We start from the raw sequence: 13,683 nt of genomic DNA on the forward strand, positions 1-13,683 counted from the left end.
GTTACTCAAGAAGGTTCGATCCAATCGACTACCCGTCAATATTCAGTCACAGACAGCCGGAATCCGGCTCAATGTCGCTGTATTCAGACTCAATGGAAACAAAACTCAAAATATTGACGCCTGTATTTCCAACCGCAGTAAGTAATGCAAGAAACCAGCCAATTAACTGACAAACCGGGCTATTCCCCTTAACAGCCGCGTTTAATCATCAAATCGCAGGTCATCCGGAATATCCAGATCATCATCCTGCACCTGGGTGGGCGCCACCGACTCGCGCCTGCGGTAACTGCGCAGCTGATACACATAGGCCAGCACCTGGGCCACAGCCTTGAACAGACCGGCGGGAATTTCCTGATCCAGCTCCGCGTGCTGATACAGGGCTCGGGCCAGCGGCGGCGCCGACAGCATGGGCACTTCGTGCTCCACCGCCAGTTCACGAATCCTGAGTGCGACAAAATCAGCGCCCTTGGCCAGCACCACCGGCGCCCGACCGGACTCGGGATCGTACTTCAGCGCCACCGCATAGTGGGTCGGGTTGGTAATGACCACATCGGCCTCGGGTATCTTGCCCATCATCTGGCGCTGGGAAATCTCGCGCTGCAGCTGGCGAATGCGCCCTTTCACCTCGGGCTTGCCTTCGGTGCTTTTCATCTCGTCCTTGACTTCCTGCAGCGTCATTTTCATTTTCTTGCTGTAGTCGTACAGCTGAAAGGGCACATCCAGCAGGGAAATCAGGATCAGGCTGGCGCTGATCAGCAGAAAAGTCCAGATAACGATGTTTACCGCATCACTGATAGCCGGCACCACATCCTGCGCCCCCAGCCCCAGCAACCTCGGCTGCATGACCTTGAGTACCAGGATGGCGATGGACGCCACCAGCAGGAACTTGGCCAGCGCCTTGACCAGCTCCACCAGTGCCTTGAGGGAAAACATGCGCTTGAGGCCGGAAAGCGGATTGATCCGACTGGCCTTGGGCTGTATTGACTCGCCGCTGAAGTTCCAGCCACCCAGCGCAATGGGGCCGACAATCGCCGCCAGCAGCACCAGCCCGAAGAAGCCGGACAGCGACAGCAGTGCATCAAACATGGAGCGCGCCAGGTAAGCCAGCATCATCGACGAGTCGAACAGGGCTTCACGCTCCAGCGAGAGATTGCTTGCCATCATGCCCCGCATGCGACCTGCAACCAGGTCGCCAAACATCAGCGCACTGGCGGCGGCGGCCAGCAGCAGTACGGTCGCGCCCAGCTCCTTCGAACGCGGTACGTCGCCCTTCTCCCGCGCCTCTCTTATTCGCTTGGGGGTAGGCTCTTCGGTTTTCTCCTGACCGGTTTCCTCAGCCATGCTCAGCCACCGCCCAGGAAGGTGATGCTGATAAGCTCCAGCGCATACTCGGCGATGCGCTGATACTGCCCCAGAAAACCGCCCAGGCTAACCCAGGCAATCAGCAGGCCCATAAGCATGGTGAAGGGGAAGCCGATAGCGAAGATGTTCAGCTGCGGCGCGGCCTTGGTGATAATGCCAAAGGAGAAATTGATAATCAGCAAGGCGGTCACCGGCGGCAGCGCCATCATCAGGGCCGCGGCGAACATCCAGCCACCGGTGCGCACGATTTCGGAAAAAATCTCCGGACCCAGGCCCGACAGGCCCACCGGAATACGCTCGAAACTGCGGGCCAGCGCATCGATCATCACCAGATGGCCATTCATGGCCAGAAACAGCAGCATCACCAGCTGCAGGTAAAACTGGCTCAGCACCACCACCGACACGCCGTTGACCGGGTCCGATACCGACGCAAAGCCCAGCCCCATCTGGGTCGAAATCAGCTGCCCGCCCACCACAAACACCTGCAACATCAGCTGCACCATGAAACCCATGGCAGCGCCAATGAGGATCTGCTGTGCAATCACCAGGTAACTTTCGACGGAAAAGGCCGCAAAGGACGGCATGGGCGGCAGCACCGGCAACAGCAGCACCGTCACCCCGAGCGCCAGGCCTAAGCGAATGCGCGGCGGCACCAGGCCACTGCCGATCATGGGGATGGCCATAAAGAACGCGGCGATACGAAACAGGGGCCAGAGGAAATCCGCCACCATCTGCTCGATCTGCAGCAACCCGATGTCGAACATCAGCGCGCTCCCGGGCCCGGCATCGCGCTATCCGACCTGGATCATCTGGGGAATGGCATCGAAGATCAGGCGAAAGTGATCCAGCAGGCGGGTCACTATCCAGGGGCCGGCCCACATCACCATGCCGAGGGTAATGACCAGACGCGGCAGAAAGCTCAGCGTCTGTTCGTTGATCTGGGTAGCGGCCTGAAACATGGAGACCATCAGACCCACAATCAGGCTCGGCAGAATAATGACGCACACCAGCAACACCACCAGCCAGAGCGCCTCGCCGAAGAGATCGAGCATCAGTTGCGGTGCCATTATGTCCTCCTGCCTCTGCTTTTGCCCTGGGCCCGGATCGGGCGAGCGCTGATAGTCAAGGTGCGGCGGCGAACCGCCGTCAGAGCCCGAAACTGGTGGCCAGCGTCCCCACCACCATAACCCAGCCGTCCACCAGTACAAACAGCATGATCTTGAACGGCAGCGAAATGATAACCGGCGACAGCATCATCATGCCCATGGCCATCAGCACACTGGCCACCACCAGATCGATCACCAGAAAAGGGATAAACAGCATGAAGCCGATCTGGAAGGCGGTTTTAAGCTCGCTGGTGACAAAAGCCGGCACCAGCACGGTAAAGGGTATTTCCTCAACCGAGCTCACCCGCGGCGTTTTCGACAGCCGCATAAAGAGTTCGAGGTCACTTTCCCGTGTCTGCATGGACATGAAATCGCGAAATGGCGCCGCTGCGGCCTGTACGGCTTCCAGCGGTGCAAGCTGCTCGTTCAGGTAGGGCTGCACCGCAGCGGTGTTCACCCGCTCGATCACCGGTGTCATGATAAACAGGGTCAGGAACAACGCCAGGCCCATCAGCACCTGATTCGATGGCGTCTGCTGCAGCCCCAGCGCCTGGCGCAGAATGGCGAATACCACGATGATGCGGGTAAAGGCGGTCATCATCATGACCAGTGCCGGCAGGAACGTCAGCATGGTCATGAGCGCGAGAATCTGAATCGTCACGCTGTAGCTGGTACTGCCGTCATCCGCGGTGATGATATTAACCGCGGGTATGCCAATATCCTCAGCGCTTGCGGGCAGCGCCAGCAACACCAATAACGGCAACAGCAGCAGGGACCAGAAGCGTGCTACCCGGGGAATGCCCCCCGTCGAAATCCAGGCGATGGACCCTGTCATTGACGCTCCTTGCGTTCCAGCACTTCACGCAGCCTGGCACCGAATCCGGCACCGGGGTCAGTTTCCACCACCGGCTGATCGAAGCGCTCCAGCAGGCTGACCCGCCCGGGCGCGACGCCCAGCAGCAGCTGCCTGCCGCCAACCTCGATCAGCACGGCCTTTTCCCGGGTTCCCAGCGGCAAGGCAGCGATAACCTTCAGGTGACGCCCCTGCACGCCCAGGCCGGTAAAACGCTTGATCAGCCAGAGCACCAGCAGTATCGCCATGATCACGATCACCAGCCCCATCAGCAGCTGGCCGAGCATGGCGAAGGACACCGGATCCTGCATCGCCGGGCGCGCCATGGAGCCGGGTGCCAGGCTCAGGGCAGGCTCTGTCTGCAACTGAGTCTGGGCCTGCGATACCACCCCAGAAACGGCCCCTGAGACGGTTTCTGAAACAGTTCCCGCGACAGCGCCGGACGCCGTTGTTGCCAAGGCAGCAGCAACGACCTGTGCCAGTGCAGCAGGTGCCGCCAGTGAGGAACACAGGATTACCAAGAGACGCCGCATCCTTCAGCGCAGCTTCTTGATGCGTTCTTGCGGGCTGATTACGTCCGTCAGGCGAATGCCGTAACGCTCGTTCACCACTACCACCTCGCCATGGGCGATAAGGGTACCGTTCACCTTGACGTCCAGTGGCTCGCCGGCCATGCGACCGAGCTCGATCACCGAGCCCTGGCTAAGTTGCAGCAGGTTGCGGATGGCAATTTCGGTGTTGCCCACTTCCATGGACAGGGTCACCGGAATATCCAGAATCACATCCAGCTTGGGGTCACCCACAGGGGTGGACTCGTCTTTCAGTTCATCAAGCTCGACCGCCCGCGCGCCAGCGCCGCCGGCCTGCTCATCCATGGCGGCGGACCATTCGTCGCCCTTGCCCTGCGGGTCGGAACCCGCGTCCTTGTCATCACTCATCTGTGCAGATACTCCAAAGCTCGCCGGCGGCGGCGGCCTGTCAGCCTGTGGATAAAATTCGTACCCGGATACCAGGCTTAGCAGCCTGTCGGGCTAGTCCGTTGCCTTGACCTGATCAATGATTTTTACCGCCAGGTTCGATCTGGACACCCCCAGGCGGCAGCTAAAGGTAGGGACCCCAGCGGCACGCAGGATCAGCTCCTGCGGAATGTCCACCGGAATCACGTCGCCAACTTCCAGCGCCATCACATCGCGCAGGGTCATATCCCGCTCGGCCAGCTGCAGGTTCAAATCCACATCGGCCGACATGATGTCACGGCGCAGGGCCTGCATCCAGCGCTCGTCACCCTCTCGCTCGGCGGGTTGGAAGTTCGACACCAGCAGATCGCGGATCGGCTCCAGCATCGAATAGGGCATGGTGACCTGCAGCTCACCGCTGCCACCCTCCAGATCCACCTGAAAGGTGCTGACTACCACGACGTCCGTGGGACTGACCACGTTCGCCATCGCCGGGTTCATTTCGTGCCCGACATGCTCGAAGTGCAAAGTCATCAGGGGACGCCAGGCTTCTTCAAGGTCGGCAAACAGCTGACCGAGTATCTTGCGTACCAGCCGGGTTTCGGTCGGCGTAAAATCGCGTCCCTCGATCTTGGCCTGACGGCCATCGCCACCGAAGAAGTTATCGACCAGCTTGAACACCAGCTTGGCGTCCAGGATAAACAGCGCCGTGCCTTTGAGCGGCAAAGCCTTGACCAGGTTCATGCTGGTCGGCAGGTAGAGCGTATGCACATAGTCGCCGTACTTCATGACCTGCACGCCGCCGACCGTCACATCCACGGTACGGCGCAGCAGGTTAAACAGGGTCAGGCGGGTATGGCGGGCAAAACGTTCGTTAATCAGTTCCAGCGCAGGCATGCGCCCGCGCACGATCCGCTCCTGGTTTGCCAGGTCGTAGGACTTTACACCACCGGATTCGAGTTCATCCGCCTCATCGCCGGTACCGATGTCACCATCGTCCACGCCGTGAAGCAGAGCATCAATCTCATCCTGTGACAGCAGATCTTTAACCGACATGCGTGCTGCCTATTCCGTTACTGCATGACAAAATTGGTAAACAGCAGAGCTTCAACACCGGGGCGCCCTGCTTTCTCCTGCAAAATCCCCTGCAGCAGCTCCAGCGCCTCGGTGCGCAAGCGAATCTTGCCATCCATCGTCTGCAACTGTTCAAACTTCTGCGTCGATAAAAGTGCGTTGAGCCGGGCCACGATCAGCGGCATGTGCAGATTCAGCACATCGACCACCTCCTGTTCACGGCTCTTGGCTTCGACATAGGCCTGCAGAAAGTGCCGTTTGCCGTCATCCGAGGCCAGGGTCACAACAAACATAGGCCGGCCTTCGAGCGTGCGAACCTTGGTATAGAGCGCCTTGGCCTTGACCACAGGAGCCGCCGCACCGCTCGCGGCTGGGTCCGTACTATCGCTGCCGGACAACATGAAGAAAGCCGCGACGCCACCGCCACCGATCAGCAGTGCCAGCAAGACTACCACCAACATCATCAGGCGACCGGACTTTGCCGACTTGTCCTTTGCCACATCTTCCACTGCATTATCCTGTGCCATCTGTCTCTCCACCTGCCCGGAGGTCTAATATAACACACTGATTTTAAGGCTCTATCAAAGACTCACTGCGGTTTTTCAGCTCAGGCGTAATCATCCACCAGCGACCGGCTCGACCTCGCCACAGGGGCCACAGTCGCAGCCGGATCCTCATCCTGCTCGGCCATCAGCCCGACACCGCCGCCGGCACCGGGCGCAGAGCGTTCACGACGCTCTGAATCATCGGCCACCGAGCTGTTTTCAAGATTGAGCCCCTGCTCCGCCAGCATCTCGCGCAGGCGTGGCATCTGCTGTTCGAGCGCATCCCTTACCTGGGCATGGGGCGAGGTAAAGCTAAGGCTCGCCTGATCCTGATTCAGCTGCAGACGCACATGCAGGGTACCCAGTTCCGGCGGATCCAGCCGAATTTCAGCCACCTGCAGGCTGCCGGCCGTCATCAGCAGCACCCGCTCCGAAATGGCCTGCCCCCAGGCTGCGTTACCCTGTGACAGTCCCGGCGAAAGTCCGGGCGGCATACTTTGCAGCTGCGTCGCTAGCGGATTCAGCGGCTGCGCTGCCCGAGCTCCTTCAACACCGGTTCGCTGCATCCCTGCCTGCAGGGCACTGTCATCACCCTGGGCATCGGCGCCCGCTTCAGCAGCGCCCGCGAGGCGCACCATACTGTCCGCCATGCTCAGCCGCGCAGACGCCTGCTCTGCGCCTGCATCAGCGCCAAGACCAGGGGCAGGGGCAGTGGATAGCGTCGGCACAGGACCAAGCTCAGCGCCCGGCAGGCGCGGCGGCGGACCCGCCAGTGCAGGCTCGGCGGCCATTGTGACACCAGCCGGTGCGACCTCAAAACGCGGCCCTGCATCCTGGGCTTGCTGCGCCTGCAAGGCCTGCAGTACCGCTGGCGGCAGTGCCTGGCCAGCATCCCGCTGAATCGCGCTCATCAGGGTTTGAATATCTGCAGGCGGCTGTGCCTGGCCGGCATCAGGCTGTATCGCGCTCATCAGGGTCTGAATATCCGCAGCCGGCGCACTAGCCATGGCCGCGGTATTCGGGGTAACAGTGCCCGCAATATTCACAGCGGTATTAATAACAGCCTGTACCTGAGGCGCGGCAGCAACATCGCCATCGACCGCGTCTGTGGTTATATCTGCACCCTCAGTCGCTACTGCAAATTGCGGCACAGCCTCCACCTGAGTCGCGCTTTCATCCTGCACGGCAAAGGGTGCCGCAACCCTGGACGGCAGCAACGCATCGGCTTCCTGATCTACCTTCTGACCTAGCTTCTGATCAACCTCTTGATCCGCAACCTGAGCAGAGATTCGTGCATCGGCCTCAAGATTCCCCTCAGGATTCGCGCCCGCCTCAGCGGCACCCTCAGTGGCAGTATCGGTGCTGACTGAATGATCCCCGACCTCTGGCAGGCTCTTGCCGCCGGTGGCCTGCTGGATAGAGCGTTCAGGCGCTGCGGCAGCCCCTGGCTCAGCCCTGGCGGGCACGCCACTGAGCACCGCACTCCCCTCGGCCGCACGGGCCTGGGCCTGCAGCGATGCCGGCGGAAAGCCCCGCGCCGGTTGCACCTGCGCAGAGGTTCGTACATCTGCCCCAGGATTGCCCTCAGGATTCGCGTCCGCCTCAGCAGCACCATTAGCAGCACCATTAGCAGCACTGTTAGCGGCAGCGTCAGTGGCAGTATCGGTGCTGACTGGATTATCCCCGGCGCCTGGCAGGCTCTTGCCGCCGGTGTTTTCAGGTGACCCTGCATCCTGGGGCTGCGGCAATTTTTCGCCGCCGGCACGCTCCGCGGCCAGCACTCCGGAAAAATCCGCAGCCCCGCCAACGGAGGCTGCAGAGCCAGCGCCGGCGGCTGTCGCAACGGGTCCGGACAACGCAGTAACAGAGGTGGCAGGCAATAAAGAGGCAAGCATGGCAGCTCCAAGGTGATAGCAACTGCGGGTACCCATGCAGATTGCAGGCCAACCAGCCGCAATGGCTTTCGCCCATGACCGCTGGCGCTGGCAGCTGATCCGGCTGCAGCAATCCATACAGGCGGAACACGCCATCAGATAAAGGGCGGGCGCACCCGCTGCGAACGCTCATCGAGCTCCTTTTGCAGCTGCTTCTCTGTCTCGGCGCGCTCCTGGGTCAGGGCTCGGTCGGCCAGATTATTCATGGCGCACTGGTGGCCGTATACCTGACGCCAGTATTGCTCAACCTGCTCCAGCTGATCGGCGTTGGTTTTCATGGTTTCGCGATGCTGGCGAATGCTGGCTTCAATTTTCTCGACGAAGGCCCGTGCCATCAGCATCTGACCCACGGCAATTCCCGCCTGCCCCTGCTGCTGGAATTGCTGCTGATATTCGCTCAGGAACTGCTCGAGCTGCAGCAAGGTCGCCTCGCCCTGATTCACCCGGGCCTGACTGTCGGCCAGAAACTGATCGGCCTGGCGCTTCTTGCGCTGCGCCAGGTCCTGCAGCAGGGCCATGCGCTGGGAGCGTTTTTTCATCGCCGCACCCCGGCGACAGGCGTCACAGCGGCGGGATTACCCATGGCGGGTTTGGGCGGTGGCGACAGCACCATCGACAGTTCCTGAATGCACTGCGCCATGGGCTTGGCCTCATTCAGGCTCTGCTGCAGAAAACTGCGCAGCACCGGCATGCGCTCTATGGCAAAATCCGTGTCCGCATCACTGCCCTTGCTGTAGGCACCCACGGTAATCAGGTCTTCGTTCTGCTGGTAGCGTGACATCAGCTGCTTGAAACGCATGGCCAGCGCCAGATGAGCCTCCCCCACGATCGAGGGCATCGCCCGGCTGATGGAGGCCTCCACATCAATGGCCGGGTAATGACCCTGCTCGGCGAGGCGGCGCGACAACACCACATGACCATCCAGAATGGCCCGCGCCGCATCGGCCACCGGGTCCTGCTGGTCGTCCCCTTCGGTAAGCACCGTATAAAAAGCCGTGATGGAACCGCCCCCGGTCGCGCCATTGCCCGCCCGCTCCACCAGACGCGGCAGCTTGGCAAACACCGACGGCGGATATCCCTTGGTGGCCGGCGGTTCACCCACCGCCAGGGCGATTTCACGCTGAGCCTGGGCATAACGCGTAAGGGAGTCCATCAGCAGCAGCACATTGCGCCCCTGGGCGCGAAAATATTCAGCAATGCGGGTTGCCAGCTGCGCGGCCCGCAGGCGCATCAGGGGAGAATCATCAGCAGGGGACGCTACTACCACGGAGCGCGCCAGGCCGGCCGCCCCCAGGTTGTGTTCGATAAACTCCTTGACTTCGCGGCCGCGCTCGCCGATCAGACCCACAACAATAATGTCGGCTTCGGTGTAGCGCGTCATCATGCCCAGCAGCACCGACTTGCCCACACCGCTGCCGGCAAACAGACCCAGACGCTGGCCGCGACCCACGGTGAGCAACGAGTTGATGGCGCGAATGCCGACATCCAGCGTCTGTTCGATGGGATGGCGATTCAGCGGATTAATCACCTCGCCGCCCAGGGATACGCGCTCGACAGCCTCGATCGGGCCCTTGCCATCCAGCGGCTTGCCGACACCATTAAGCACCCGCCCCAGCAGGCCGGGCCCCACATCCACCTGCCCGGCTCCGCCCAGCGGCGTGATGCGCGCACCCGGCTGCAGGCCGTCGATGCTGTCCAGCGGCATCAGGTAAATACGATCTCCGGAGAACCCCACCACCTCGGCCTCGACCCGTACGCCGGGGCGCACCTGAATCTCGCAGTTGTCGCCGATGGCAACCTGCAGACCCACGGCTTCAAGCGTCAGGCCGATAAGACGGGTAATGCGACCTTCCACCAGCGGGCGCACGGCGCTGTAGCTTATATCCAGATGGCGTTGCATGCGCTGCAGCAGACGGGACATGGCGTCAAATTTCCGTCACTTGGCGCTGTCGTCAGGGCCAGACTCGGTCAGACGTGACAGCAGTTGATCGGCAGCCTGGCGAAAACGGCTCTCTACGCGGCTATCCACCCGGCAATTGGCAGTCTTGATGACACAACCGCCGGCACTGATGCCGGCATCGGGTACCAGCTCGCGGTCATCCCTTGCCTCCACCAGCGGCTGCAGCAGCACTTCGTCTTCCGGATTCACATGGATGCGCACGGCGCCGCCTTCGCTGGGCAACTGCGCCAGCGCGTCCTGCACCGCCTGCAGAATCAGCGCCGGCTGACTGCTGAGTTCGTGCCCGGTCACAGCCTGAGCCAGCGAGGTTACCAGACTGAGCAGGCACTGCTCCAGCTGCTCGCCTTGCTGGGCCAGCGGCGCTTCGAGTTCGCCCAGCAGCTGCGACAGGCGTTCCAGGGAGCGGTCAATTTCCACCTTGCCCTGTTTCAAGCCTTCGGCGTGGCCCTTGAGGCGCCCTTCTTCGAGCCCCTTGGAAAGCCCCTCGCGGTAGCCTTCGTCCAGTCCTTCCTGGCGCGCCTCATCGGTGATCTGCTCCAGCTCCGCCAGCGTCATCTTGGCGCCGCCAAACAACTGTTCCTCGGGCTCCAGCTGTTCCTCTACCGCCGACTCCTGTCGCTGCACCAGCGCCACCAGATGCGCACCCTGCACCCGGGGCAGCTGCCAGGGCAGCACCAGACCCACATCGGCGGCGGGAATACGTGTCGGTTTTTTGTCAGATGGGTTCATGGCGACCTCAGACCAGTTCCTCGCCACCGCCGGCGAGCATTATCTCGCCGTCATCGGCCAGGCGACGTGCCACTGTGAGGATTTCCTTCTGTGCCGTTTCCACTTCGCTGACCCGCACAGGCCCCTTGGCCTCCAGGTCATCACGCAGCAGCTCGGCGGCACGCTTGGACATGTTCTTGAAGATCTTTTCCTGCAGCGCCGTATCGGCGCCCTTGAGCGCGATGACCAGAAGATCGGTGGAGACTTCACGCAGCAGAACCTGCACGCCCTTGTCGTCCAGATCCAGCAGGTTGTCGAAGACAAACATCAGATCGGCGATCTGCGATGCCAGGCCCTCATCAGCCTCGCGAATGCCATCCATGACCTCGGCTTCCACGCTGCTGTCGATAAAGTTCATGATGCTGGCGGTAGCCTTGATACCGCCGAGGGTGGAGGTCTGACTGCTGGAGCCGCGACCGGTCAACTGCGCCTCGAACATGTCGTTCAGCTCCTGCATTGCCTGGGGCTGAATCTGATCCAGCGCCGAGACGCGCATCAGTATATCGAGCCGAACCCGGTCGTCGAAATAGGTCAGCACGTGGGCCGCCTGATCGGGGTCGAGGTAAGCGATTACTACCGCCTGAATCTGCGGGTGCTCGAAGCGGATGACTTCAGCGATCTGGCGCGCCTCCATCCAGCGCAGCGTATCGAGTCCCGAGGTATTGGTACTCATCAGGATACGATCGATCAGGGTCTTGGCCTTTTCCTCGCCCAGCGCCTGATTCAGCATGGCGCGAATATAGCGGTCGTTGTTGATGCCAATGCCGGTCTGATCGCTGACCACATGCATAAAATCCGACACCACCGCCTCAACCCGCGACTGAGGCACGTTACTCAGGCGCGTCATGGCATAGCCGATGCGCTGCACTTCCTTGGGGCCCAGATGCTTGAGCACCTCGGCGGCATCCGCCTCGCCCAGACTGATCAGCAGTATCGCCGCCTTTTCAATATCATCCAGGGCGCCGCCCCCGGCATCATCACTCATGTTCCGCTACCCATTGCCGTACTGCCTGCGCCACCCGGGCAGGATCCTCGGCCACCATACTACGAATGGTATTGATCTGATATTCGAAGCTTTCATTGGGTGTCGACAAAAAGCTTTCTTCCTTGTTGCCAAAAGTCACCCGGTCATCCGCCACATCGGAGCTTTCGAGCCCTTCAAGCTCTGCAGCCACATTGCCACTGCTGCCAAGTAACGGCTTGCCGTCATCCGTTGCCGGCACCGCCAGGTTCTTCAGTATCGGGCGTAACACGCCAAATACCAGCAGCAGCACAAAGAGCGCGGCCATCACCTGCTTGACGATATCCCAGAGCCAGTCCTGCTGCCACAACGGCGTGTCGGCCGCCTCCACAAAGGACTCGGGGGCGGCGAAGGCCGAGTTGATGACATTCACGCTGTCGCCACGCTGGGGCGAATAGCCCACGGCATCCTGTACCAGAATGCGCAGCCGTTCGAGTTCGTTCTGGGACCAGGGCTGACGCTGCCCGCCGCCCTCTTGCGCACGCGCCGAGGGAATATCATCCACCACCACGGCGACGGTCAGGCGCCGCACACGGCCCATCTGCTGGCGCGTGTAGCTGATCGAGCGATCCAGTTCATAGTTGCGTACCGCCTGCTGACGACTGCTGCCCGACAGTGCGCCGCCAGCGCCTGCAGCCGCTGCCCCGTTGGCCACTTCCGGTACTGTGCTGGGCCCTGGAGGCTGATTCGACAGCGCACCCGGCACGCCACCGGCGGCCTGTCCCCCTGCACGACTTTCCTCGACGGTCTGTTCACTGCGCAGCGATGGCAGATCCGGATTGAACAGCTCGCTGGTCTGCTCCACTGCATTGAAATCGATGTCTGCCGACACCTCGGCACGGTAGTTGCCGAGCCCCACCACCGGTTGCAGGATGCTGTTAACACGATTAAGCAGGGTTTCCTCAATCTTGTGGGTGTAGTCCAGCTGCTTGCCAGCCAGGACGACATCTTCATCTACATCGCGGGTATTGAGCAGCCGTCCCTTCTGGTCCACCACCGTCACATCACGCACCTCCAGTTCCGGCACCGACGAGGCCACCAGGCTGGCAATGGCGGCCACCTGGTTGGGCTCGATACGCCGGCCGGCAAAGAGCTCAACGAACACCGATGCACTGGGCTTGCGCTCATCGCGGATAAACACGGTACTTTTGGGAATGGCCAGATGCACTCTGGCGCTGCGAATGGCGACCAGACTGGCGATGGTACGCGACAACTCACCTTCCAGGCCGCGGCGGTAGCGGGCGTTCTCCATGAACTGACTGGTGCCCAGGGTCTGTTCCTGATCCAGCAGTTCAAAGCCTACGCTCTTGTCCGCGGTAAAGCCCTCTGCGGCCAGCTTCAGACGGGCCTGATGCACATGCTCCTGCGGCACCAGTATGGCGCGGCCATCGGCATCGAACTTGTAGGGGGTGTTGTACAGGCGCAGCTGCTCGATCACCTGATTGGCGTCGGCAAAGGAGAGGTTGGAAAAGAGCACCCGGTAATCGGGCTGTTGCGACCAGAGCACCACGGCGAAACCGATCGCAACACTGGCAGCCAGGCCCACCATCAGGCCTATCTGCCGAAGAATGCTGAGACTGCTGAAGCCGGCCATCAGACCACGCTTGCCGCCTTCGAGTTGCGCCGGGGTATTATCCATTCAAGTGAAGCCGCCCTGATTCCTGTTGGATCCCGTATTACATCGGCATCTTCATAATGTCTTCATAGGCCGAAACCAGCCGGTTACGCACCTGAGTCATGGCCTCGAACGAAACCGACGCCTTTTCCATACTGATCATGACCTGGGGAAGGTCCACCGTGGGATCGCCCTGCTCGTAGGATACCGCCAATTTTTTGGCATCTCCCTGCAGACCATTCACATTGTCGACTGCATTCTTCAGCAGCTCACCGAAACCGGTACGGTCCACGCCTTGCGGCCCCTGCTGCACACCCGGCGCCAGAATCGGCGACACCCCTTGCTGTGCCTGGGCCTGCATTGCTCGCATCTGCATCAGTACGCTATTGATATCGGCGCGCTCAACCATTGCTGTCTCCCCCGACCAACCTGGCAGCATTTTGACATTATATGTCGCTTTAACACGTCAGCAAGCTCGCCAACGCACTA

At 61.2% G+C, this 13,683-nt stretch carries 15 protein-coding genes; all 15 read right to left on the reverse strand.

Annotated elements, in window-relative coordinates; all coding sequences use genetic code 11:
- Window positions 1-201: 201 nt before the first annotated feature.
- The 15 genes from flhB to fliE all read right to left on the reverse strand — a co-directional run bounded on the left by flhB (window position 202) and on the right by fliE (window position 13,603).
- On the reverse strand, window positions 202-1,341 hold the full coding sequence (gene flhB, locus MRS74_RS17735; protein ID WP_254581607.1) for a flagellar biosynthesis protein FlhB: 1,140 nt from the start codon (window positions 1,339-1,341) through the stop codon (window positions 202-204).
- Between the two features lie 2 nt (window positions 1,342-1,343).
- Window positions 1,344-2,126, reverse strand: a complete 783-nt coding sequence (fliR, locus tag MRS74_RS17740) for a flagellar biosynthetic protein FliR (RefSeq protein ID WP_254581608.1) — start codon at window positions 2,124-2,126, stop codon at window positions 1,344-1,346.
- Between the two features lie 27 nt (window positions 2,127-2,153).
- Entirely contained in the window at window positions 2,154-2,429 is a 276-nt protein-coding gene (gene fliQ, locus MRS74_RS17745) for a flagellar biosynthesis protein FliQ (RefSeq protein WP_254581609.1), read from the reverse strand.
- A gap of 79 nt (window positions 2,430-2,508) precedes the next feature.
- Window positions 2,509-3,303 carry a flagellar type III secretion system pore protein FliP gene (fliP, locus tag MRS74_RS17750; protein WP_254581610.1) on the reverse strand — a complete coding sequence of 265 codons (795 nt, stop codon included), beginning with the start codon at window positions 3,301-3,303 and terminating at the stop codon, window positions 2,509-2,511.
- Window positions 3,300-3,686, reverse strand: coding sequence for a flagellar biosynthetic protein FliO (gene fliO / locus MRS74_RS17755; protein ID WP_254581611.1), 387 nt, complete (start codon window positions 3,684-3,686; stop codon window positions 3,300-3,302). The genes fliP and fliO overlap by 4 nt, the downstream gene beginning before the upstream one ends.
- Window positions 3,687-3,857: 171 nt before the next feature.
- Entirely contained in the window at window positions 3,858-4,259 is a 402-nt protein-coding gene (gene fliN / locus MRS74_RS17760) for a flagellar motor switch protein FliN (protein WP_254581612.1), read from the reverse strand.
- A gap of 93 nt (window positions 4,260-4,352) precedes the next feature.
- Complete coding sequence (fliM, locus tag MRS74_RS17765; RefSeq protein WP_254581613.1) at window positions 4,353-5,333, reverse strand: flagellar motor switch protein FliM; 981 nt, start codon at window positions 5,331-5,333, stop codon at window positions 4,353-4,355.
- A 17-nt stretch (window positions 5,334-5,350) separates the two neighbouring features.
- Window positions 5,351-5,878, reverse strand: coding sequence for a flagellar basal body-associated FliL family protein (locus tag MRS74_RS17770; RefSeq protein WP_254581614.1), 528 nt, complete (start codon window positions 5,876-5,878; stop codon window positions 5,351-5,353).
- An 80-nt stretch (window positions 5,879-5,958) separates the two neighbouring features.
- Window positions 5,959-7,791 (reverse strand): flagellar hook-length control protein FliK, encoded by a 1,833-nt coding sequence (locus tag MRS74_RS17775; RefSeq protein ID WP_254581615.1) that lies wholly within the window; start codon window positions 7,789-7,791, stop codon window positions 5,959-5,961.
- A gap of 134 nt (window positions 7,792-7,925) precedes the next feature.
- Window positions 7,926-8,369: a flagellar export protein FliJ gene (fliJ, locus tag MRS74_RS17780; RefSeq protein WP_254581616.1), complete on the reverse strand. Its 444-nt coding sequence runs from the start codon at window positions 8,367-8,369 to the stop codon at window positions 7,926-7,928.
- Complete coding sequence (gene fliI, locus MRS74_RS17785; protein ID WP_306422009.1) at window positions 8,366-9,751, reverse strand: flagellar protein export ATPase FliI; 1,386 nt, start codon at window positions 9,749-9,751, stop codon at window positions 8,366-8,368. Before fliI ends, fliJ begins: the two co-directional genes overlap by 4 nt.
- 15 nt (window positions 9,752-9,766) lie before the next feature.
- Complete coding sequence (locus MRS74_RS17790; RefSeq protein WP_254581617.1) at window positions 9,767-10,519, reverse strand: flagellar assembly protein FliH; 753 nt, start codon at window positions 10,517-10,519, stop codon at window positions 9,767-9,769.
- A gap of 7 nt (window positions 10,520-10,526) precedes the next feature.
- A complete protein-coding gene (fliG, locus tag MRS74_RS17795; RefSeq protein ID WP_254581618.1) occupies window positions 10,527-11,543 on the reverse strand; it encodes a flagellar motor switch protein FliG in 1,017 nt (338 codons plus the stop codon).
- A complete protein-coding gene (gene fliF, locus MRS74_RS17800; protein ID WP_254581619.1) occupies window positions 11,536-13,218 on the reverse strand; it encodes a flagellar basal-body MS-ring/collar protein FliF in 1,683 nt (560 codons plus the stop codon). The genes fliG and fliF overlap by 8 nt, the downstream gene beginning before the upstream one ends.
- A 37-nt stretch (window positions 13,219-13,255) precedes the next feature.
- Window positions 13,256-13,603: a flagellar hook-basal body complex protein FliE gene (gene fliE, locus MRS74_RS17805; protein ID WP_254581620.1), complete on the reverse strand. Its 348-nt coding sequence runs from the start codon at window positions 13,601-13,603 to the stop codon at window positions 13,256-13,258.
- Window positions 13,604-13,683 lie beyond the last annotated feature (80 nt).

The organism is Marinobacterium sedimentorum, assembly GCF_024267675.1.
GTDB lineage: Bacteria > Pseudomonadota > Gammaproteobacteria > Pseudomonadales > Balneatricaceae > Marinobacterium_A > Marinobacterium_A sedimentorum.